This window comes from Spirabiliibacterium mucosae (assembly GCF_014884965.1).
GTDB classification, from domain to species: Bacteria; Pseudomonadota; Gammaproteobacteria; order Enterobacterales; family Pasteurellaceae; genus Spirabiliibacterium; species Spirabiliibacterium mucosae.
This window is the reverse complement of sequence record NZ_JABTBO010000008.1, coordinates 33,409-56,020: the sequence shown is the minus strand read 5'-3', so window position 1 is coordinate 56,020 and position 22,612 is coordinate 33,409. Positions and strand designations below refer to the sequence as shown.

The window sequence follows — 22,612 nt, the reverse complement described above, 5'->3', positions numbered from 1 at the left end:
GTAAATCATGGGCAAAGGTGGCGGCGGCGGACATACTCCGTATGAGCAACCCGATGACAATCGTTCAAAACAGCGGGTAAAAATTGTTGAGGTGATTTCAGAAGGTGAAATCAAAGGCCTTGTTGATGGCGTGAAATCCGTTTATTTGAACAAAACGCCTATTCAAAGCGCAGATGGCGAATATAACTTTAAGAACCTCAAGGCGCGCGGGCGTATTGGTACAGCGAGCCAGTCCGCAATGGGTGGATTTAATGCGTCTGAAAGTGAGGTGAGTGTTGGCGTAGAATTAAAAAAGCCAATCCAATCACTCGTACAGTCAACAATAATAAAATCACTCGCCTGCGCATTACCGTTGGCGTAAAAGCGTTGTTTGAACAAAAAGACAATGGCGATACTGTGGGCGCACGTGTTGATTTAAGCGTTCAGGTGGGTGAAAGAGTTTACCCTGTCACATTCGACGGAAAGCATAGCAGTCAATATTTACGCCAAATTGTTGTGACAGATTTACCAAAAGCACCATTCAACATCACAGTTACACGCGTTGATGCTGACAGCAAAAGTCAGCGACTGCAAAATGCCACCTTGTGGGCAAGCTATACCGAGGTTATCGATACTGAATTAACTTACCCAAACACTGCTGTCGTTGGCATGATGTTTGATAGTGACTACTTCAATGGCTTGCCACAACGCAACTATGAAATCTACGGCATCAAAGTCAAAGTGCCTAGTAACTACGACCCTATTGCGCGCACCTACGATGGTTTATGGGATGGTACATTTAAACTAGCGTGGACAAATAACCCTGCGTGGGTGTTCTATGACCTCATGACTAATGCTCGTTACGGCATGGGCAACCGCTTAGGCGAGTTTGGCGTGGATAAATGGGCGCTTTACGCCATTTCGCAATACTGTGATGTGAGCGTGCCTGATGGCTTTGGTGGTAATGAGCCGCGCATGACGTGTAACTGTTGGATTACCGAGCAGCGTCAAGCCTACGAGGTGATTAATGACCTTGCTAGCGTATTCCGCGCCATGCCGGTATGGAATGGCCAACAGCTCACCGCCATTCAAGACCGCCCAGCTGACCCTGTTTGGGTATATACCAACGCCAATGTTGTAGAGGGCAGTTTTGAACGCAGCTTTAGTGCTGGTAAAGCTCGCCATACAGCCATTCACGTTGAATATCTAGATGCGCATGATTTTTATGAGCGCAAGATTGAGTATGTGGCTGATGACAATCTAATCAGACGCTTTGGGCTCAATGTAAAGAAAGTCACTGCGTTCGGCTGCACTTCACGTGGGCAAGCGCACCGCTTAGGCAAATGGATTCTTGAAACTGAAAAGCTCGAGAAAGAGACCATCACCTTTAAAGTTGGCCGAGAAGGGTTGATGCACTTGCCAGGCGACATCATTAAAGTTGCCGATAACCAATATGCAGGCACTACTATTGGCGGGCGCATTGTGTCCGTTGATGGCAAAAAAGTCACACTTGACCGCGAAATTACTATCAATGGCAAGTCTACTTTGTCCTACATCAATGCTGACGCCCAAAGTGCGTCTACTGACATTGCGAGCGTTGACGGTGCAGTTGTAACTTTAAAATCTGTGCCAAAAAACTTGCAGGTAGATAATGCCTGGTCATTATCAACCGCTGAAGTGCGAGAAGGCTTATACAAAGCCATTGCAATTAGCGAAGATGAGGGCGGTATTTACACCATTACTGCCCTTCAACACGAGCCGCAGAAAGAAAAAATTGTGGACAATGGTGCGCACTTTGAGCCGCGCAGCACGACTTTGTACACCGGGGCTCCGCAAAAATTGAGTGAGGTGGCTGTATCTGTCGCCCCTGATGGCATAGTCTTGACCTGGGAACAGCCAAGCATTGTGGGCATTGTGACCTATGAAATCAAGCTGTATCGAGATGGAAAGCTCTATCGTACATACACTGACGTCAAAGATTTAAGCCTGCGATTTGAGGGGCTGCCGAATGGGCATTACACCGCCGTTATTCGCGCAAAAAATCAAGCGGGGCAATACTCCGAGCCGACAACAAAATCGTTTGATATTGATTTGACAATCAAGAACCTCATTGCAGTACCGCAATTCTACGCCATCAGCTTGTCTTGGGATTTGCCGAAAACTGCAACTCTGGGCTATGTGACCGAGTTGTGGGCGAGTAAAGAGCATGACAACTTTGAGCGTGCGCAAAAGCTAGTGGATTTAGCCTATCCACAATCTGATTACACTATTGGCAATGTCGAGCTATCTGACACGTACCATATCTTTGTTCGTTTACGCGATACCAAAGGCTCTACCGGTGAGCCGGTTTACGTGACGGGACAATCTGACCACAACCCTGACAATATTGTCACAATGCTTGAAGGGCAAATTACGCGTAGCCAATTGGGGCAAGAGTTGATTGCTCAGCTTCAATCTACCGATGACGCTATTGAGAAAGAAACCCGCGACCGAATTGCTGCGCTGCAAAGCGAAAGCCAAGCGCGTATTCGTGCCATTCAAAAAGAATCGCAAACACGTGCTCAGGAGATACAGAGAGAAGCACAAGCGCGGGGAACGGCAATCAAGCGCATCGAGGACAAGACCGACAATCAAGCTAAGCTGATCGAGAACGCTACAGCCAGAGCGGGAGAGGCATTGAGTGGGTTGCAGGCCGAAAGAACCGCTCGTGCGGAAGGTGACAGAGCTAATGCCGAATTGGTAGAAACAGCAAACACCAAGATCCAAGGTGTCGAGAGTGCGGTTGATAGTGTAAGACGGACAATTGCTGAGAAAGATAAGGCAACATCAGAAAGTATTACTTCCTTAGAGAGCCGCTTTGATAACCTCAGTGTTGGTGGTCGTAACTTACTAAGAAACTCAGACTTCAGATTTGGGTTTAACGCTTGGGGGCGGCTTTTTCCTAAAGTGAGAAGGGTGGAGTACTCTAACAGAACGATTATACGTGTTGATGCAGCGTCAGATGCCCAAGGTTCAGCAATTGGGGTTCACACCTCCAACGAGCATAAAAAGATGTCGCTTATTCAGGGTGAAACTTACACGTTGTCGTTCAAGGGGCAGGCCACATTTCCGCGGTGGAACTACATTTACTTGATGAATGACGAGCTATCTAGGAATACAAGGTTAGACACCATCGATGCCAGTGCTAGTTTCCGCTCTAGTTACAAAATAACATTCACCGCGCCTGAAACATCTGATTCATACTACATATTGATAGGTGTGCAAGGTGCAAGCGGTAGTGATTGGTTTACCATTTACGATCTGAAAGTAGAGCGTGGAACGGTCGCCACTGACTGGTCTTTAGCGCCTGAGGATATCGATGCTGATTTCACCGCAACCAGTGCCCAAATTACTACCCTTGAGCGGACTGTGTCCGAGAAAGATAAGGCACAAGCAAGCAGGGTGGCTGATTTAAGCGCGAGCCTTGATAGTAAGGAGCGCGCTATTAAATCTCAAATTACTGGGATTGAAAGCTCCGTTTCTGAAAAGGATAGAGCACAGACAGAGAGAGTAAATCAGTTAATATCTGATATTAACAGCAAGGATCAAGCCGTCGAAGCTCAAATTACCGAGCTTGCCAATACTGTCAGCAAAAAGGACGAGGCTCAAGCCGAAAACTATCATTCGTTGTCAAGCCGAATTGATAATATTAGTATCGGTGGGCGGAATTTGTTAAGGGATTCTGTTTTCAGCGAATACTCAATATGGGGTGGTCGGAGTGAAGTGTCTGTTATAGGAGAGAGGTATGACAGGATTATTAAAATCACATATCCCGATTCTGACCCAACAGGAATCGCCACTCCAGTAAAATATAGAACTACTCGCGTAGTAAGAGGAAGAGAATACACCCTATCTATGAGAGCTTGGTCAGAAGATGGCCACGATATATTAGACTATGTATTCTTGATGAGGGAAGACGGGAGAAACCAATTCATTAACCCAATATCTATTAGTAGTGATATGGATATTATAAGGTTTGCGACTTTTACATCTGATTTTACTTCAGAACGAGCATTTATTCTCATAGGAAGTAGAAATCTGAATGGGAAAAGTATAAACATATCCAAAGTTAAATTGGAGTTAGGAAACAAGCCTACCGACTGGTCGCCAGCACCTGAAGACACAGATACCGCAATTACTGCCACCAATGCAAAAATCACCACGCTTGAGCGCACGGTCACAGAAAAAGACCAAGCGCAGGCGAGTAAAGTGAGCGCATTAAGCGCCAGCCTTGATAGCAAAGAGAAAGCTATTAATGCCAAAATCACCGCGGCACAGAAAGCTACTGCAACGCTTGAAGGTAAGGTCAATAGTACCTACACCCTCAAAACCGAAGCCATTGCAGGCGGTCGAAAAGCCATTGCAGGGATTGCGTTAGGTGCATCAGCGGATAATAACACTGCTGAAAGCCAAGTAATTGTGATGGCCGACAAATTCGGGATTGTGAAGAACAAGTCGGATGGTACTGTAACTAATTTAATGTCAGTACAGCAGTATGAAGGGCGTTCAATGCTTGCAATGAATGGAGATATTATTACTAAGGGGGTTGTACAAGGAGCTAAATTTGATGGTGGTGAGATAAGTATTGGGAATGGCCGTTTTAATGTTTCTAAACAGGGGCATGTTTCGATCCGTGCTAACCCTGAAAAGAATATTGGTTTATCAATGAATAATGACAGGATAGTTGTCTTTGATGAAAAAGGTAATCCGCGTGTTATTCTGGGAAAATTTTTCTAATGATAATTTGTTTGACAATAGCAGCCGCCTTCAGGCTGCTTTTTTATATCTCGTTAAAACGAGAGAAGAAAGAGGGCGAAATGGCTGGATATGGTATTCAAGTAAAAACTAGCAGAGGGATGGAAAATGGGATTGCTGTTAACGGTGTTGTCAGCGGTATATTCCGATTTAGAAAAACTTTCCCATTCCCAAAAGGAAATGAAACTATTTCTCTTGATTTGGGTTTTAAGCTGGGCCATACCCCCCAGAGAGATTCTTATTGTTGATGAGCCTCTTGCTTATCCTGGTAATGATTTTGCAGGCACTCAATTGTTTTATTTTGCTATTGTTGGGGATAAGTTAAAACTTGCACCATATAGAGGCCATAATACGGGGCAAGAATTACCTAACAGCACATACGCATGGGTAGATCCAATAAATAAGAGAATGGTTCTATCAAAAATAATTATTGTAGTTGCCTGATATAGGATTTATTTCATGAGTGAATATAGTTTATCTGTTGATGGAATTAAAGCGCTTTCAGAGCCATGTTATTATTTAAGCCATATTCTTGAATTTAGCATTACATCTGGTGAGCCTATCAAAAGTCTAAAATTTCGTAGTAATAAGAGCCTACCACCCGATATAAAAATTGGCTCATTAGGATTTCCAACAGTGAATATGGACAGTGCTGAAGCTGCTAAAATAATGGGTGCTCCCCTGATTTTTATGAAATTCATGGGAGATACCCATAGTGATACTAAATCAGGTTTTGGGTTTCGCTATGATATTAATGGTCGACGGAAAATGGTTTTCGAAACTTATGGTGGGTTTAACGTGGGTATTCGTGATCATACACAATCAGGTATTTATTTTATCCCCTCGCCATTTTGGAATTTTAAGCTTTATTGTTGTTATCCTGTGCATTCTGCGAAGTTATGGGGGTATGGTATAGCGACGCTAGATGAACAACAACGGGTAACTTTTGTGTCAGCATCAAGCGAAGAGATTGTTTATGTTAGAGGGCTTAAAATAGGCAATTACAGCAGCGGAAGATTATATGCGCCCCTTACAAATCGCACTGAAGGAGGTGTTAGATATTTTGATGCGTCAGATAAAAATGGGGGATTCGCAGGCGCAAGGTGTTTATGTGCGAAACAAATGCGCTCAGTGCGTAGAGCGAGAATGCTGTCAATAGCAGATTTTACCTCAGATGAAGAGCGAATAATGCACGATAATGGGCGTTATTTTGTATTAACTCGATGATCTTTTAACAACCGCACTTTTAAGAGTGCGGTTTTCTTTTATTAAACTAGGAGTAAATTATGAAATACATCGAAAAAGCAATTGAAGATGAACAAACAGGCGCAACTGCTAAATATCATGAAATCACAGCGTTAAACATTGATTACACCAGTGATTACGCCACAGTGACTGTTGGCTCGTATGTGTCACTAAAAGCAAGGAAGGCGGGCAAGTCAGCACTGTCATTTAACAGCTTCACCTTGCAGCCACTGCCTGACCGCGCAGAAAATCCGCATGATTGGGCATTGACACAGCTTATTCAAACCAAGCCTGCGGAGTTCGTGCCTGATGATTATCCTGGCTATGTGAATCCACACACATTTGCTGATGGTGAGATTAAGGAAGGATAGAACACGATGTAATTTATTCATATTTGCGCCCCTGTTTGACATAAATCAGCAGGGGCAAAGCTAGGTCGAAAAGCAGTATTATTTGATTAACTAGTAATATAACTAGTAGTACGTCTAAATTAGTAAGAGGGCTATCTTTATAACCCAATGAAAAATTTGGCGAACGTGGTCGGATTCGAACCGACGACCTATCCCTTAGGAGGGGATTGCTCTATCCAGCTGAGCTACACATTCGCGGGTGTTATTTTTTGTGGTGCATGAGGGAGCGGTGCTGTATTTGCACGTTTTTTCCGCGGCCTTGGAAATATTCGCCAAGTTGTTGGGCGATGTAAACCGAGCGATGCTTGCCACCTGTGCAGCCGATGGCAATGGTTAAATAGCTGCGGTTATTTTGCTCGAGCATCGGCAGCCAGGTTTCAATGTAATTGCGCGTGGTGTAGATGAAATTGTGCACTTCGCTGTGGCGATTTAAAAAGTCAATCACGCCTTCATCAAGCCCTGTTTGTGGGCGCAGCACGGGGTCCCAGTGTGGGTTGGGTAGAAAACGCACGTCAAAAACATAATCAGCGTCAATCGGGATGCCGTATTTAAAGCCAAACGATTCAAACACAATATTCAGCGGTTTATCGCCTGTGCCTTGGATAAATTGGCGCAATTTTTCGGCCAAATCATGGGTTGAAATGGCGCTGGTGTCGATGACGAGATCCGCGTGTTGAAAAAGCGGATCAAGGCGCTCACGCTCAAGGGCAATGGCGCTGTCCAGTGGGATGTTTTCAATTGAAAGTGGATGCAGCCGGCGCGTATCGCTGTACCGGCGAACCAGCACATTTTTATCAGTATCCAGAAAAATAATTTTGACGTTCACGCGCTCTGGCAGTTGTGCGAGCACTTGGTTGAGCACGTCTGGATCGTGCGGCATATTGCGGATATCTAAGCTGATGGCGACCGCACTTTGGTTTTGCGCCAAGATGTCCACCAGCTGATTCAGCAGCGCCAGCGGCAGGTTGTCGACACAATAGTAGCCAATGTCTTCTAATGCACGTAGCGCAACAGATTTTCCTGAGCCTGAACGGCCGCTGATGATGATCAATTCCATATCACGCCTCCGTCTCGGTTGTTAATGGCGCTTGCGCCGTTTGTTGGTCAAGGTTGTCAAAAATATGCCACAGTTCATCGTCAGAGGTGGCATTGCGCAGCTGCTTGGCTAGCGTTTTTTGTGTTAACTTTTGTGCAATTTCTGGCAGCAGTGGCGCGTACGCTTGGGCGTTTTCGGCAGGCAAAAAGAGAGCAAAAATCAAATCCACCTCTTTGTTGTCACCTGCGTCATAGTTGATGCCGTTGGCGAGTTGCAAAAAAATGCCTGTAGGCGCTTCTACATGTTCCGTTTTGATATGCGGCAGTGCTATCCCCGCGCCAAGTGCGGTGCAGCCGACTTTTTCACGATCGCATAACGCTTCCAAGAGCGGGTACTTTTCTTGCGCTTTGTCTTGCTGGGTAGCAAAAATGTCGCAAACGATTTCCATCAAACGTTTTTTGCTTGACGCCAGTACACCTTGGCGCACGGTTTGCGGGCTGAGCAGTTGCGTTAATTGCATGTTGGCATCCATTACAATTTGAATTGATCACCGAGATAAAAGCGTTTCACATCCTCGTTGGCGAGCACTTGCGCTGGTGTGCCGGTGGCCATCATATGGCCTTCTCGCACGATGTAGGCGCGCTCGCACACATCCAGCGTTTCCCGCACGTTGTGGTCTGTTATCAGCACACCCAAGCCACGTTCTTTGAGGTGCAAAATGATTTTTTTAATATCAATCACCGAAATCGGATCAACACCAGCAAACGGCTCATCAAGCAGGATAAACTTAGGATTGACGGCCAGCGCGCGAGCAATTTCGACTCGCCGGCGTTCACCCCCAGAGAGGGATTGGCCAAGATTGTCACGAATATGTTCAATGTTAAACTCGCTGATAAGCTCCTCGGCGCGGGCTTTGCGCTGGCTGTTGTCGAGATCTTTACGCACTTGTAGCACGGCCATCAAGTTGTCGTAAACACTCAACCGACGAAAAATAGACGCCTCTTGCGGCAAGTAGCCAATGCCTTTTTGCGCGCGGTTGTGCATCGGCAGCAAGGTGATGTCTTGCCCGTCGATGTCAATCAGCCCGCTGTCGCTTTTGATTAAGCCAACAATCATATAAAACGTGGTGGTTTTACCCGCGCCATTTGGTCCGAGCAGGCCGACGATTTCACCTGAGTGAATATCCAAGCTCACATTTTGCACCACTTGCCGGCCTTTGTAGGCTTTGGCGAGGTTTTTTGCTGTCAAAATTGCCATAACGTGCCCTATTTTTGTTGTAATTGCGCTGGGTAAAGCACGGTTTTGACGCGGCCTTTGCCGTTGTTTTTGGCGATCATTTGTTGTTTTTGCACATCATAGGTGATGATCTGCGCGTCGATTTGGCTGTCTTCTTGCTTAAGCTGGGCGTTGCCTGTGAGTTTTAAAAATTGTGCACCAACATCATAGTTCACTTGATTAGCGCGGCCATGGATGATTTTGCCGTTGTCTAACTGCTGTTGGAAGGACACCGGCGAGCCATAGGCGGCCACCTTTTCTTGCCCGTTTTTGTCATTTTCGCCTGGGCGGGTGATGGTCACTTTGCCCGCTTTGATCAAAATCGACCCTTGGGTGATCACTACATTGTCGGAGAAGGTCACCACATTGTGCTCCAAGTCAAGGGATTGATTATCAGAGCTGATATTAATCGGCTGTTGAGTGTCGTCTTTTAACGCATAGGCCGACACAGAGCACAACAGCGCCGCGGCAAGGGTGAGTGAGTTAGTGAGTGTTAATTTCATATTGTGTTTTAACCTGCTCTTTTAATGTCGCAATTTGTTGGCGCAAATTCCCCGTGAGCACATTGCCTGTGGTGGTGAATTGTGGCCCATGAATACTAACCATTGTATCAGATGTTATATCTTGTGTCGCGATGTTGACGACCGCACTTTGGGTTTTTAGCGTTTGAATGCGGCTGTCGGGCAGCAAGCTTTGCACCAGCACATTGTCTTTGAGATAAAGCATTTTGTCTTTGCTCAGTGTGGCAGCATCAGCACTTAAGCGCCAGCTTTTTTCCAGCTCGCCGGTTTGCTTGTTTTTTTGATACAAAAACACCTCAGGGGCATCAAACTGCGTTTCGCCATTATGTTGAAAATAAATCACTTTGCTGGCATCGGCCACGTATTGCTTCACCCCGTCGATGGCGTAAACGGTGGTTTGCATCTCTTGAGCGATGTAATCGGGCGCATCTTGCGGCTTGATTTTAGCGCGCTCAAGGCTGTCATCTTGTTGATTCAAAGTGAAATACCAGCCGCTGAGGGCGAGGGCGATAATCACTAATAAAATGTTCCAGCGTGAGGTCACGTTGTTATCCTTTCAATCACTTTTTTGCGTATTTTAGCATAAAGGCAGCAAAATGTGCGCTCGATTTGCTCACTGTGTTAAAGTTGACATTCTGCCTGAATTCATAGAATATCACAGCACATTTTGCCTTGGCCGCGCTTTGTGAAATAATAGGCGCAGGCAAAAGAAGGATTTTTATGACAGATTATTTAGTGGAAGTGAACAATCTCAGCTTCAAACGTGGCGAGCGGGTGATTTACGACAACTTAAATTTAAAAGTTGAAACGGGCAAAATCACCGCCATCATGGGCCCGTCTGGGATTGGTAAAACTACGCTTTTGAAATTGATCGGCGGGCAAATCGCCCCTGATGCGGGTGAGATTTTGTTCGATGGTGTGGATTTGACCGCACTTTCAACCCGCAAACTCTACCAGCTGCGCAAACGCATGGGCATGCTGTTTCAGTCAGGTGCGTTGTTCACCGACATGAGCACGTTTGACAACGTAGCGTTTGCTCTGCGGGAGCACACCCAGCTGCCTGAAGAATTGATTGCCCAGCTCACCTTGATGAAATTGCAAGCCGTTGGGCTCCGTGGTGCGGCGCACTTGATGCCATCAGAGCTGTCAGGCGGCATGGCGCGGCGTGTGGCGTTGGCGCGGGCAGTGGCGCTTGACCCGGATTTGGTGATGTATGATGAGCCGTTCACCGGCCAAGATCCGATCAGCATGGGGGTGATCATCAGCCTCATCAAGCGGCTCAACCAAACCTTGAAGCTGACCTCGATTGTGGTTTCTCACGATGTGCAAGAGGTGCTGAGCATTGCGGATTACGCCTATATTGTGGCGGATAAAAAAGTGATCGCCCAAGGCACGCCCGAGGCACTGTCGCAAAGCCAAGACCCGCGGGTGCAGCAATTTTTGGCCGGCCAAGAAGACGGCCCGGTGCAATTTCATTACCCTGCTGCGCAGGCCTACACAGATGAGTTATTTTTATGATTGAATGGGTTGCAAGCGTTGGCCGCTGGGCCATTAACAGCCTCAAATCCCTTGGGCGCTCGGGCATGATGCTCTACGGCGCACTCGTGGGCGTGCCAAACCCGAAAACCTACTTCCCGCTGTTTATCAAGCAACTTTATGTGCTCGGCGTGCAGTCGATGCTGATTATTTTGCTCTCGGGGTTGTTTATCGGCATGGTGCTGGGGCTGCAAGGTTATGTGGTGCTCTCAGGATTTTCAGCCGAAACCAGCCTCGGCCAGTTAGTGGCGCTGTCGCTGCTGCGTGAACTGGCCCCTGTTGTGACCGCACTTTTGTTTGCTGGCCGCGCGGGTTCGGCGCTAACGGCGGAGATCGGCTTGATGAAAGCCACCGAGCAGCTCTCCAGCATGGAGATGATGGCGGTTGACCCCTTGCGCCGCGTGATTGCACCGCGCTTTTGGGCGGGTGTGGTGAGCATGCCGCTATTGACCGTATTGTTCATGGCTGTGGGCATTTGGGGTGGCGCGCTGGTGGGCGTGGATTGGAAAGGAGTTGATAGCGGTAGCTTTTGGTCGGTGATGCAAAGTGCGGTCAGCTGGGGCACGGATATCGGCAACGGCATGATCAAAAGTGCGGTTTTTGCCATCACGGTGGTGTGGATTGCGCTGTTTAACGGCTATAATGCGCTGCCAACCTCAGAGGGCATCAGCCGCGCGACCACCAACACCGTGGTGCAGTCCTCACTGGCTGTGTTAGCACTGGATTTTATTTTAACCGCGATGATGTTCGGCGGGAATTAGAGAAGGAAAAAACATGCGTCAAGCAGTAAAATACGAATTTTGGGTTGGGCTCTTTTTATTGTGCGCCATCGCCGCCCTAGTATTCTTGGGGCTGCGAGTGGCCAATGTGCAAGGCTTTGGTGAAAACAAAACCTACACCGTGCAGGCCACATTCACCAATATTGGCGGGCTGAAAGTGCGCTCGCCGGTGAAAGCCGGTGGCGTGGTGATTGGCCGGGTGAGTGAAATTGCGCTCGACCCGCAAAGCTATTTGCCGCTGGTGAAAATCAATATTGATCAAGCCTACAACCATATTCCCGACACCAGTTCATTGTCGATCAAAACCGCGGGTTTGCTCGGTGAGCAATACATCGCGTTGAATATTGGCTTTGACGATGGCAGTGTTGCTATGTTAAAAAATGGTGATACGATCCACGACACCACCTCAGCGATGGTGCTGGAAGATTTAATTGGGCAATTTTTATACGGCGATAAACAAGCCAGCCCGGATGGGCAAACCAATACACAATAAAGCCGCACGCTTTAAGGAGAAACTATGTTAAAACACGCACAAAAATTATTGAAACTCGGCGCGCTGCTGCTGACAGGCTTGCTGGCCTTAAACGTGGCGCAAGCGCAAGACACACCGTATTCATTAATGAAAAACGCGACAGACAAATTGTTTAATGACATCAATGCCAATCAGGCTAAAATTAAACAAGACCCAAACTACCTGCGCACCATCGTGCGCAATGACTTGATGCCGTTTGTGCACGTCAATTATGCTGCGTCATTGGTGCTGGGCCAGCATTACCAAAGCACCACACCGGCGCAGCGCACGCGCTATTTCAACGCGTTTGGGCAATTTATTGAACAAACTTACGCGCAGGTGCTCACGTTGTATAAAGGGCAAAAAATTCAGCTCGAGCAAGAAAAGCCACTGGGCAATCAAACCATCGTTAGCCAACGGGTGAACATTATGCAACAAGGCGCTGCGCCTATTCGTTTGGATTTCAAATGGCGTAAAAACACCAAAACCGGCCAATGGCAAGCCTATGACATGGCTGCCGACGGCGTGAGCATGGTGGAAACCAAGAAAAACGAGTGGAGCAACATTTTGCGCACCCAAGGCATTGATGCGCTCACCGCGCAAATTGAAAAAAGCGCCGCCCAGCCGGTTGTGATTAAGTAGGTGCATTTTGGCATTGCAATGGCACAGTAGCCGTACTGAACACGGCGCCACGCTCGCTTTTCAAGGCGCGCTAACCCGCGAGAGCCTCCAGCCGTTGTGGCATTCGCGCGAGAGTTTGGTTGAGCACGGATCGCTAATTGATATTGACCTGCGTGAGCTCAGCCAACTCGATTCTGCGGGCTTTGCGCTGTTGTGCGACATCGTGCATTTTTATGCCCAAAAAGGGCAAGTGCGGTTGCACCATGCGCCAGCGATTTTGCGGGATTTGGCGCTGCTGTATGATTTGGATACTTGGCTGGATGCCTTTATTGTTGAATAGGATAAAACATGGACGCAACAGAAATTGAAGCTATTTTGCGCGAGGCACTTGCTTTGGATGAAGTGTACGTGCAAGGTGAAAACGCCCATTTTAATGTGGTGGCGGTGAGTGATCAATTCGCCGAGATGAGCAAAGTGAAACAACAACAGCTGATTTATGCCCCATTAATGGCGCATATTGCCAGCAATGATATTCACGCCTTGTCAATAAAAACGTATACTAAAGCAAAATGGAAACAAGCATGCCTGCTCAACGGCGTGCAAGCATAATCGACGTTAAGGATAAAAAATGGAAAAGTTTCGGGTTTATGGGAAAAGTTGTTTAAGTGGTGATGTTGACATTTCAGGTGCGAAAAATGCAGCATTGCCTATTTTGTTTGCGGCCATTTTGGCTGAAGAACCCGTCACTTTGACCAACGTGCCTGATTTGCGCGATGTCACCACCACCTTGAAAATCCTTACCACCTTGGGCGTGAAAGTGGACAAACGCGATCGCAACACCATCGCCTTAGATGCAAGTGCGGTCAACCATTTCGTCACCCCGTATGAACTGGTGAAAACCATGCGTGCCTCAATTTGGGCACTCGCGCCACTGGTGGCCCGCTTTGCCCAAGGGCAAGTCTCCCTGCCTGGTGGCTGCAACTTGGGCGCGCGCCCTGTGGATATGCACATTTCAGGCTTGGAAAAACTCGGCGCTGAAATCAAACTCGAAGACGGTTATGTGAAAGCCAGCCGCCAAGCGCGACTGAAAGGCGCGCACATTATTATGGATAAAGTCAGCGTGGGGGCAACCCTTTCGGTGATGATTGCCGCCACCTTAGCCGACGGCAAAACCGTGATTGAAAACGCCGCGCGCGAGCCTGAAATTGTGGACACTGCCGAGTTTTTAAACACGCTCGGCGCCAACATTCAAGGTGCAGGCACGGATATGATCACCATCGAAGGCGTTGAGCGCTTAGGTGGTGGCGAGCACAGCGTGATCCCTGATCGCATTGAAACGGGCACATTTTTGATTGCCGCGGCTGTATCGGGTGGCAAAATCACCTGCCACGGCACGCGCGCGAATACACTCGATGCCGTGCTGGCGAAATTGCAAGAAGCGGGCGCGAAAATTGAGGTGACCGAAGATACCATCACGCTGGATATGCAAGGAAAGCGGGCCAAATCGGTAAACGTGCGCACCGCACCACACCCAGGTTTCCCGACCGATATGCAAGCGCAGTTCACATTGCTCAACATGGTGGCTGAAGGCACAGGCATTATCACCGAAACCATTTTTGAAAACCGCTTTATGCACGTGCCTGAACTGGTGCGCATGGGCGCGAAAGCGGATATTGAAGGCAACACTGCGATTTGCCACGGCGTGGAGACACTGCACGGCACGGAGGTGATGGCCACCGATTTGCGCGCTTCCGCCAGTTTGGTGATTGCAGGGTGCATCGCCCAAGGGGAAACCGTGGTTGACCGCATCTATCACATCGACCGCGGCTATGAGCGGATTGAAGAAAAACTGCAAAAGCTCGGCGCCCGAATTGAACGTTTTAGCGAATAAATGTGTAAAAGTGCGGTCTTGACCGCACTTTTTTTCTCCAGCCGCTGTCAATTTCAAACAGACACAGTAAACTGGCGTGAAAAATCATAAACAGGCTTGAGTTCACAATAACCACCCCCATATAGCCTATATTAACGACAATTTTCAAGAGAGAAGAATAATGAGTGCAAGAACAACCACCAAAAAACAGATTCCCGTGTTGACACTGCGTGACGTTGTGGTGTTTCCCTATATGGTGATGCCATTATTCGTTGGCCGTGACAAATCCAAAAACAGCCTCAACTACGCCATGGAAAACGGCAAAGAGCTGCTGCTGGTGGCGCAAAAAAATCCTGACCAAGAAAACCCGCAGCGCGACGATATTTATGACTACGGCACCTTGGTGAGTGTGATCCAACTGCTTAACTTGCCTGATGGCACCGTGAAAGTGCTGGTGGAAGGCAAAAAACGGGCCAAAATCAAAACCTACGACGACGATGGCGAGCGCATCAGCGCGGATGTCAGCGTGCTGCCTGATGTGCTTGGCGACGAGCAAGAGCTGGAGGTGTACAGCAAAACGGCACTTGATGAATTTGAGGCCTACATTGCCAGCAACAAAAAAGTGCAGCCAGAGGTGCTCAGCGCGCTGCGCAAAATTGCCGACCCTGTGCGCTTAAGCGATAGCCTTTCTGCCCATATGCCGGTGGCAATTAAGCACAAGCAAGCGTTGTTGGAAAAAAACAACGTGTGCGAGCGCTTTGAGTATTTGATTGTCACCATGCAAAGTGAAATGGCGCTGCAAGAAGTGGACAAGCGCATTCGCGACCGTGTGAAAAAACAGATGGAAAAAAGCCAGCGCGATTACTACCTCAACGAGCAGATGAAAGCGATCCAAAAAGAGCTCGGAGAAGGGGAAGGTGGCAACGATGAAATTGACACTCTGCACGGCAAAATTCTCAGCGCTAAAATGCCAAAAGAGGTGCAAGAAAAGGCCGAAAGCGAGCTGCAAAAACTGAAAATGATGTCACCAATGTCGGCTGAGGCCACCGTGGTGCGCAGCTACATTGAATGGCTGGTGCAAGTGCCGTGGCACAAACGCAGCAAGGTGAAAAAAGATTTAGATAACGCGCAAAAAGTGCTCGATGCCGACCACTACGGGCTTGAGCGCGTGAAAGAGCGCATTTTGGAATATTTGGCGGTGCAAACCCGTTTAAATCAAGTCAAAGGGCCAATTTTGTGCTTGGTGGGGCCACCGGGGGTGGGTAAAACCTCACTGGGGCAATCCATTGCCAACGCCACAGGGCGCAAATATGTGCGCATGGCGCTCGGCGGCGTGCGTGATGAGGCGGAAATTCGCGGGCATCGTAAAACGTACATCGGATCATTGCCAGGCAAATTGATGCAAAAAATGGTCAAAGTTGGCGTGAAAAACCCACTCTTTTTACTCGATGAGATTGATAAAATGTCATCGGATATGCGTGGCGACCCAGCCTCAGCGCTGCTTGAGGTGCTTGACCCAGAGCAAAACAACGCCTTTAGCGATCACTATTTAGAAGTGGATTATGACTTATCGGACGTGATGTTTGTGGCCACCTCAAACTCCATGAACATCCCAACGCCACTGCTGGACCGTATGGAAGTGATTCGCCTGTCAGGTTACACCGAAGATGAAAAACTTAACATCGCCAAGCAGCATTTGCTCGCCAAACAAATGGCGCGCAACGGCTTGAAAGAGGGCGAGCTCAGCGTGGACGACAGCGCGATTTTAGGCATTATCCGCTACTACACGCGCGAGGCAGGTGTGCGCTCGCTGGAGCGTGAAATCTCTAAAATCTGCCGCCGCGCGGTGAAAACCTTGCTGACCAATAGCAAGAAAAAATCCCTGCGCGTGAGCGAGAAAAACTTGCACGACTACCTCGGCGTGAAACGCTTTGAATACGGCAAGGCTGATACCGAAAACCGCATTGGTGAGGTGACAGGCCTGGCGTGGACAGAAGTGGGCGGTGATTTGCTCACGATTGAAACCGCCAGTGTCGCCGGCAAAGGCAAACTGGTCTACACTGGCTCCTTGGGTGATGTGATGAAAGAATCCATCCAAGCGGCGATGACGGTGGTGCGCGCGCGGGCAGAGCGCCTTGGCATTAATAGCGATTTTCACGAAAAACGCGACATTCACGTCCACGTGCCTGAAGGGGCTACACCGAAAGACGGCCCAAGTGCGGGGATTGCGATGTGTACCGCACTTGTCTCAAGCTTAACGGGCAACCCAGTGCGCGCCGATGTGGCGATGACAGGCGAAATTACCTTGCGGGGCAAAGTGTTGCCAATTGGCGGCTTGAAAGAAAAATTGCTCGCTGCCCATCGCGGTGGCATCAAAACGGTGTTGATTCCAAAAGACAACGTGAAAGATTTGGAAGAAATCCCCGACAACGTGAAAAAACAGCTGACCATTCACCCGGTGGAAACCATCGATCAGGTGCTCTCTTATGCCTTGGCCAACCCACCTGAAGGAGTAGAGATTGTCAAGCCGGTGATGGCGCCAGCAAAAAAACGCTTGCGTAAAAGCCCAAGTGCGAAAACGGTGAATTAATCCCAAAGCCAAGCTGTGTGCTTGGCTTTTTTAAAAGTGCGGTCGGGCGGTTGACAGCGTTGGCAAAGTAGCCGATCATAAGGGCTTTGAACTGCGTGATGAGAACAATAAAAAAGGTAAATCAATTATGATGGAGAAATTGAGCAACGGCGTTGGTGGCTGGGTGTGGAAAGTCATTTTCGCACTGGTGTCCGTGTCGTTTGTGCTAGGCGGTGTTGGCACCTATTTGGTGGGGCGCGTGGATACCTCGGCGGCGAAGGTCAATGGTGAGGAAATTAGCCAACGGGCGTTTCAAAATGCGCTGCAACAACAAACGCGCAGCATGGGTGAGCAAATGGGGCCACAATTTGCCCAATTGATGGATTCACCCGAGTTTGTGGCGAGCCTGCGCCAAGATGTGATCAACAATTTGGTGGATGACACCCTGCTGGCGCAATACGTCAACGAGCTTGGTTTGGCGGTCAGTGATGAGCAAATCAAACGCTATATCGTCAGCCAGCCTGCCTTTCAAAAAGACGGCAAATTTGACAACGAGCGCTATCAACAATTTTTGCGCGTCAACGGCCTGAACGCGGATTATTACGCGCAAAGCCTGCGTGGTGGGATTGTGATGAGCCAACTGCAACAAGGCTTGCTGGGCTCGCAAACGGTGAGTGAAGCGCAACTGGCAGCACTCAACGAGCAGCTTTATCAAACCCGTGAGGTCAACTTGACTGCACTGCCAATCGCGAAAATCCAAGCTGCTCAAAGCGTGAGCGATGAAGAGGTGAGCGAATATTACAAAGCGCATCAATCCGCCTTCGCCGTGCCTGAGCAGGTGAAAGTGGAATTTATTGACATCGCCAAGCCTGATATTGAAAAAAATATCAACGTCACTGATGTGGAAATTGCGCAGTATTATCAAGATCATAAAAGTGATTTTGCACAAAACCGCCAGCATTTGGCGCACATTCAAGTCGGCAGTGAAGAGCAGGCCAACGCGCTTTATCAACAGTTGCAACAAGGCGCGGATTTTGCTGAGCTGGCCAAAGCGAACTCGACTGATAAGCTAAGTGCGGTCAATGGGGGCGATCTCAGCTGGAGCAAAGCGGGCGCCTTCCCTGAAAAATTTGAACAAGTGGCCAACACCACCGCAGTGGGCGAGGTGAGCAAACCCGTTGACGTGGACGGCGCTTATCACATCATTAAAGTGATCGCGCGTGAAGACAACGCACCAAGCTTGGAACAAGTGAAAGGCCAAGTTGAGCAGGCGATTCGCAATGAACTTGCGGCAACGGATTTTTACCGCGTGGAAAAAGAAGCCGCGGAAAAAGCCTTTGAAAACCAAGCCTCGCTTGACGATGTGGAAAAAGCAGTCGGCAAAAAAGTGCAAACCACGGGCTTTTTCACCCGTCAAGACGTGCCGGCGGAGCTGAACTTTTCCAACGTGGTGTATAACATTTTTGATACTGATTTGTTGCAAGGCGGGATGAACTCAGAGGCCATTAATGTAGGTGATCAGCACTCCATTATTTTGCGTGTAGTGGATCATAAACCAGCTGGCACTCGTAGCCTTGAAGAGGCCAAAGCCGACATTGTGGCTTACCTCAAGCAAGAAAAGGCGCAAGCCGAGCTGATGAGTCAAGCCAAAAGTGCGGTTGACGCGCTCAACCAAGGGCAAAAAGCGACGTTGCCTGAGGGCGTGAGCTTGAATGACAAGGTGGAAAAATTTGTCTATCTCAACACGCAAGATGCGCAGCTGCGTGATGGCATTTTCAGTATTCAACCCAAAGCGCAAGGGGATTACGCCGTGGTGCGCAATGGCCAAGGTGAGGTGTTTATCGCCAAGCTGCTTGAAGTCAGCCAAGGCAAGGCCGATGAAAAACAAGCGCAAGCCATTCGCGAGGGCTATTTGCAAAACGAGCAGCGCCAAGCGTATCGTCGCTTAATTCAAGCGTTGCGCGATAAAGCAAAAATTGAGATTAACAATGAGTTTATCTCACAGCGCGACAACTAGAATGGTAATCCCCACCTCGGTGGGGATTTTTTTGCCACGAGAAAAGGGTGGCCATTTGGTTTGAATTATGGTATAAATTGCGCCGTCTATGCTTTTCGGCAAGACGTTGATTAATGAAAACATCACACACATATCACACACTGCTTGTCGGGGTGCCAAACGGTCGATAAGGCAGGATATGTGGAGGCTAAACCCCAATATAGAAGGAAATTATTATGGCACAAGTTTCAATGCGCGACATGCTGCAAGCAGGCGTCCATTTCGGTCACCAAACTCGTTACTGGAATCCAAAAATGAAATCATACATCTTTGGACCACGCAACGGCGTTCATATCATCAACCTTGAAAAAACCGTTCCTATGTTCAACGACGCGTTGGCAGAGTTAACTCGCATTGCGAGCAACGGCGGTAAAATTTTGTTTGTTGGTACTAAACGTGCAGCCACTGAAGCCGTGCAAGAAGCCGCAGTAAGTTGTAACCAATTCTTTGTGAACCACCGCTGGTTGGGTGGTATGTTGACTAACTGGAAAACAGTGCGTCAATCCATTAAACGTTTGAAAGATTTAGAAGCTCAATCTCAAGACGGCACATTTGACAAATTAACCAAAAAAGAAGCTTTGATGCGCACCCGTGAAATGGAAAAACTTGAGCACAGCTTAGGTGGTATCAAAGATATGGGCGGTTTGCCAGATGCGATCTTTGTGATTGCCGCTGACCACGAGCATATCGCGATCAAAGAAGCCAACAACCTTGGCATCCCAGTTTTCGCGGTGGTGGATACCAACACCAACCCAGACGGTGTTGACTACATCATCCCAGGTAACGATGATGCCGCTCGCGCAATTCAATTGTATTTGACAGCAGCAGCGGCTGCGGTAAACGAAGGTCGTGAGCAATCAAAACCACAAGTTACCGAAGAAAGCTTTGCAGCTGAGGCAAAAGAAGAAGCTCCAGCAGCAGAATAAGTTGCAGCGTGACGTAATAAGGCAATTTGCCCTTATTAACCACACAATGAATATTGGGTTAGCAGGGGGCTTTAGGGTTCCCTGCTTTTTTATATAAAGTGCCCTTGCGCACTGATAAGAGGATTAAAACATGGCTGAGATTACAGCGTCATTAGTAAAAGAACTTCGCGATCGTACCGGCGCGGGTATGATGGAATGTAAAAAAGCATTAGTTGAAGCAAACGGTGATATCGAATTGGCTATCGACAATATGCGTAAATCAGGTCAAGCCAAAGCGGCGAAAAAAGCAGGCCGTGTGGCAGCAGAAGGTGTAATCATCGCACGCATTGACGGTGGCTTTGGTGTGTTGGTTGAAATGAACTGTGAAACTGACTTTGTGGCCAAAGATGCTGGCTTCCAAGCCTTGGCGAACAAAGTCGCAGATTACGCACTGGCGAACAAAGTCAGCGACGTTGAAGAATTAAAAGCGCACTTTGAAGACGAGCGCGCTGCTTTAGTGGCTAAAATCGGTGAAAACATGAACATTCGTCGTGTGGCGAGCATCAGTGGTAACGAAGTGGGTTCATACCTGCACGGCGCCAAAATCGGCGTGTTAGTTGCTGCTGAAAGCGCTGACCAAGAATTGTTGAAACACATCGCGATGCACATTGCAGCCAGCCGCCCAGAGTATGTTAACCCAACTGACGTGCCAGCGGATGTGGTTGAACATGAGCGTCAAATCCAAGTGGATATCGCCATGCAATCAGGCAAACCACGCGAAATCGCAGAAAAAATGGTGGAAGGCCGCATGAAGAAATTCACCGGCGAAGTGTCATTGACTGGCCAACCGTTCGTGATGGACCCATCAAAATCAGTAGGCGACTTGCTCAAAGAAAAAGGTGCAACAGTCACAGGTTTTGTTCGCCTTGAAGTGGGTGAAGGCATCGAGAAAAAAGAAGACGACTTTGCCGCTGAAGTAGCGAAAATGTCTCGCGTGTAATGCACGCAAACAACAAAAGGCGAGGAAACTCGCCTTTTTAGTATAAAAGTGCTGATGAAATGGCCTATTTCACCAACATTTTTGAAAGGAGAACAAGATGAGCGACAAACCCGTATATAAACGCATTTTATTAAAACTCAGCGGTGAAGCCCTTCAAGGCGATGAAGGATTTGGGATCGACCCATCGATTTTGGATCGCATGGCGAAAGAAATTGACGATCTGGTGAAACTCGGTGTGGAAGTCGCCGTGGTGCTGGGTGGTGGTAATTTGTTCCGGGGTGCTAAGCTTGCCAAAGCGGGCATGAACCGCGTGGTGGGCGACCATATGGGGATGTTGGCCACCGTGATGAACGGCTTGGCCATGCGTGATGCAATGCACCGTGCGGACATGAACGCCAAATTGATGTCGGCCTTTCCGCTCAACGGCGTGTGTGACACCTACAGCTGGGCGCAAGCCATTCGCTTATTGCGCCAAGGGCAAGTGGTGATTTTCTGTGCGGGCACAGGCAATCCGTTTTTCACCACCGATTCTGCTGCGTGCTTGCGCGGGATTGAAATTGAAGCTGATGCGGTGATCAAGGCCACCAAAGTTGATGGCGTGTACGACAGTGACCCGGCCAAAAACGCCAATGCCAAATTATACAAGCACCTCAGCTACCAAGATGTGTTAGAGCAAGAACTGCAAGTGATGGATTTAGCCGCATTTACGCTTGCGCGCGATCACGGCATGCCAATTCGGGTATTCAACATGAATAAACCTGGCGCGCTCAAACGTGTGATTTTAGGCGAAGATGAAGGTACCTTGATCGACGATAAAAATAGGTCGAATAGGCAGGCGAAATCCAGTAAACTAACGCTAATGTTTTCAAAAAAAGGACAATTATGTTAAACCAAATTCGAAAAGACACAGAAGAACGTATGGAAAAGAGCGTGGATGCATTCCGCTCACAAATTGCTAAAGTGCGCACAGGCCGCGCACACCCAAGCCTGCTTGACGGCATTATGGTGGAATATTACGGCGCGCCAACCCCGTTGCGCCAAGTGGCGAACGTAGTGGCAGAAGATGCCCGCACGCTGGCTATCACCGTGTTTGACCGCTCATTGGGCGGTGCGGTGGAAAAGGCGATCATGAGCTCTGATCTCGGCCTCAACCCGTCATCAGCAGGTGCGGTTATTCGTGTGCCATTGCCACCGTTGACTGAAGAGCGCCGCCGTGATTTGGTGAAAGTGGTGCGGGGTGAAGCCGAGCAAGGCCGCATTGCCGTGCGCAACATTCGCCGTGACGCCAACGATCAAATCAAAGCATTGTTGAAAGACAAAGAAATCAGCGAAGACGATGACCGTCGCGCACAAGACGAAATCCAAAAACTGACCGACGCCTACGTCAAAAAAGTCGACGACGTATTGGCCGACAAAGAAAAAGAACTGATGGAGTTCTAATCCCTCAAGGCGCTGAAATCAGCGCCTTTTTTATGCCAAAGCCATAGTCCGCGGGCCGTTTTGCC

Annotated in this window: 22 protein-coding genes, 1 tRNA gene and 1 pseudogene; 18 read left to right on the top strand and 6 right to left on the bottom strand. The window is 48.5% G+C overall.

Going from position 1 to position 22,612, the window contains the following annotated elements:
* Positions 1-7: 7 nt before the first annotated feature.
* From HPC37_RS04335 to HPC37_RS04315, 5 genes are all read left to right on the top strand, one after another.
* Positions 8-361: a hypothetical protein gene (locus HPC37_RS04335; RefSeq protein WP_208121978.1), complete on the top strand. Its 354-nt coding sequence runs from the start codon at positions 8-10 to the stop codon at positions 359-361.
* A complete protein-coding gene (locus HPC37_RS04330) occupies positions 286-4,755 on the top strand; it encodes a TipJ family phage tail tip protein (RefSeq protein ID WP_427915957.1) in 4,470 nt (1,489 codons plus the stop codon). The genes HPC37_RS04335 and HPC37_RS04330 overlap by 76 nt, the downstream gene beginning before the upstream one ends.
* A 126-nt stretch (positions 4,756-4,881) precedes the next feature.
* On the top strand, positions 4,882-5,217 hold the full coding sequence (locus HPC37_RS04325; RefSeq protein ID WP_208121976.1) for a hypothetical protein: 336 nt from the start codon (positions 4,882-4,884) through the stop codon (positions 5,215-5,217).
* 15 nt (positions 5,218-5,232) lie between these two features.
* Positions 5,233-6,000 carry a hypothetical protein gene (locus HPC37_RS04320; protein WP_208121975.1) on the top strand — a complete coding sequence of 256 codons (768 nt, stop codon included), beginning with the start codon at positions 5,233-5,235 and terminating at the stop codon, positions 5,998-6,000.
* A 59-nt stretch (positions 6,001-6,059) separates the two neighbouring features.
* Positions 6,060-6,389, top strand: a complete 330-nt coding sequence (locus HPC37_RS04315) for a hypothetical protein (RefSeq protein WP_208121974.1) — start codon at positions 6,060-6,062, stop codon at positions 6,387-6,389.
* A gap of 157 nt (positions 6,390-6,546) precedes the next feature.
* Here HPC37_RS04315 and HPC37_RS04310 read toward each other — a convergent pair.
* From HPC37_RS04310 to lptC, 6 genes are all read right to left on the bottom strand, one after another.
* Positions 6,547-6,623 (bottom strand) — tRNA-Arg (locus HPC37_RS04310).
* A 7-nt stretch (positions 6,624-6,630) separates the two neighbouring features.
* Positions 6,631-7,485, bottom strand: coding sequence for an RNase adapter RapZ (gene rapZ, locus HPC37_RS04305; RefSeq protein WP_208121973.1), 855 nt, complete (start codon positions 7,483-7,485; stop codon positions 6,631-6,633).
* A 1-nt stretch (position 7,486) separates the two neighbouring features.
* Positions 7,487-7,984, bottom strand: a complete 498-nt coding sequence (locus tag HPC37_RS04300; RefSeq protein ID WP_208121972.1) for a PTS sugar transporter subunit IIA — start codon at positions 7,982-7,984, stop codon at positions 7,487-7,489.
* A gap of 11 nt (positions 7,985-7,995) precedes the next feature.
* Positions 7,996-8,721 (bottom strand): LPS export ABC transporter ATP-binding protein, encoded by a 726-nt coding sequence (gene lptB / locus HPC37_RS04295; RefSeq protein ID WP_208121971.1) that lies wholly within the window; start codon positions 8,719-8,721, stop codon positions 7,996-7,998.
* A gap of 8 nt (positions 8,722-8,729) precedes the next feature.
* Positions 8,730-9,242, bottom strand: a complete 513-nt coding sequence (lptA, locus tag HPC37_RS04290) for a lipopolysaccharide transport periplasmic protein LptA (RefSeq protein WP_208121970.1) — start codon at positions 9,240-9,242, stop codon at positions 8,730-8,732.
* Positions 9,223-9,804, bottom strand: a complete 582-nt coding sequence (gene lptC / locus HPC37_RS04285) for an LPS export ABC transporter periplasmic protein LptC (protein WP_208121969.1) — start codon at positions 9,802-9,804, stop codon at positions 9,223-9,225. Before lptC ends, lptA begins: the two co-directional genes overlap by 20 nt.
* A gap of 176 nt (positions 9,805-9,980) precedes the next feature.
* Here lptC and HPC37_RS04280 point away from each other — a divergent pair, with 176 nt between their 5' ends.
* The 13 genes and pseudogenes from HPC37_RS04280 to frr all read left to right on the top strand — a co-directional run bounded on the left by HPC37_RS04280 (position 9,981) and on the right by frr (position 22,547).
* Positions 9,981-10,778 carry an ATP-binding cassette domain-containing protein gene (locus HPC37_RS04280; RefSeq protein WP_208121968.1) on the top strand — a complete coding sequence of 266 codons (798 nt, stop codon included), beginning with the start codon at positions 9,981-9,983 and terminating at the stop codon, positions 10,776-10,778.
* Complete coding sequence (mlaE, locus tag HPC37_RS04275) at positions 10,775-11,557, top strand: lipid asymmetry maintenance ABC transporter permease subunit MlaE (RefSeq protein ID WP_208121967.1); 783 nt, start codon at positions 10,775-10,777, stop codon at positions 11,555-11,557. The genes HPC37_RS04280 and mlaE overlap by 4 nt, the downstream gene beginning before the upstream one ends.
* A 13-nt stretch (positions 11,558-11,570) precedes the next feature.
* Positions 11,571-12,068 (top strand): outer membrane lipid asymmetry maintenance protein MlaD, encoded by a 498-nt coding sequence (gene mlaD / locus HPC37_RS04270; RefSeq protein ID WP_208121966.1) that lies wholly within the window; start codon positions 11,571-11,573, stop codon positions 12,066-12,068.
* Positions 12,069-12,092: 24 nt separating this feature from the next.
* Positions 12,093-12,728 carry a phospholipid-binding protein MlaC gene (mlaC, locus tag HPC37_RS04265; RefSeq protein WP_208121965.1) on the top strand — a complete coding sequence of 212 codons (636 nt, stop codon included), beginning with the start codon at positions 12,093-12,095 and terminating at the stop codon, positions 12,726-12,728.
* 7 nt (positions 12,729-12,735) lie between these two features.
* Positions 12,736-13,047 carry an STAS domain-containing protein gene (locus HPC37_RS04260; protein WP_208121964.1) on the top strand — a complete coding sequence of 104 codons (312 nt, stop codon included), beginning with the start codon at positions 12,736-12,738 and terminating at the stop codon, positions 13,045-13,047.
* A gap of 8 nt (positions 13,048-13,055) precedes the next feature.
* On the top strand, positions 13,056-13,316 hold the full coding sequence (locus HPC37_RS04255; RefSeq protein WP_208121963.1) for a BolA family protein: 261 nt from the start codon (positions 13,056-13,058) through the stop codon (positions 13,314-13,316).
* A gap of 19 nt (positions 13,317-13,335) precedes the next feature.
* Positions 13,336-14,598, top strand: coding sequence for a UDP-N-acetylglucosamine 1-carboxyvinyltransferase (gene murA, locus HPC37_RS04250; protein WP_208121962.1), 1,263 nt, complete (start codon positions 13,336-13,338; stop codon positions 14,596-14,598).
* A 160-nt stretch (positions 14,599-14,758) separates the two neighbouring features.
* Positions 14,759-17,167, top strand: coding sequence for an endopeptidase La (lon, locus tag HPC37_RS04245; protein ID WP_208121961.1), 2,409 nt, complete (start codon positions 14,759-14,761; stop codon positions 17,165-17,167).
* 127 nt (positions 17,168-17,294) lie between these two features.
* Positions 17,295-19,163, top strand: coding sequence for a SurA N-terminal domain-containing protein (locus tag HPC37_RS04240; RefSeq protein ID WP_208121960.1), 1,869 nt, complete (start codon positions 17,295-17,297; stop codon positions 19,161-19,163).
* Positions 19,164-19,378: 215 nt separating this feature from the next.
* Entirely contained in the window at positions 19,379-20,128 is a 750-nt protein-coding gene (gene rpsB, locus HPC37_RS04235; protein ID WP_208121959.1) for a 30S ribosomal protein S2, read from the top strand.
* A 130-nt stretch (positions 20,129-20,258) separates the two neighbouring features.
* A complete protein-coding gene (tsf, locus tag HPC37_RS04230; RefSeq protein ID WP_208121958.1) occupies positions 20,259-21,107 on the top strand; it encodes a translation elongation factor Ts in 849 nt (282 codons plus the stop codon).
* Between the two features lie 97 nt (positions 21,108-21,204).
* A pseudogene (pyrH, locus tag HPC37_RS04225) lies at positions 21,205-21,933 on the top strand (UMP kinase); the annotation flags it as partial.
* 56 nt (positions 21,934-21,989) lie between these two features.
* Positions 21,990-22,547 carry a ribosome recycling factor gene (gene frr / locus HPC37_RS04220; protein ID WP_208121956.1) on the top strand — a complete coding sequence of 186 codons (558 nt, stop codon included), beginning with the start codon at positions 21,990-21,992 and terminating at the stop codon, positions 22,545-22,547.
* The last annotated feature ends 65 nt before the right edge of the window (positions 22,548-22,612 follow it).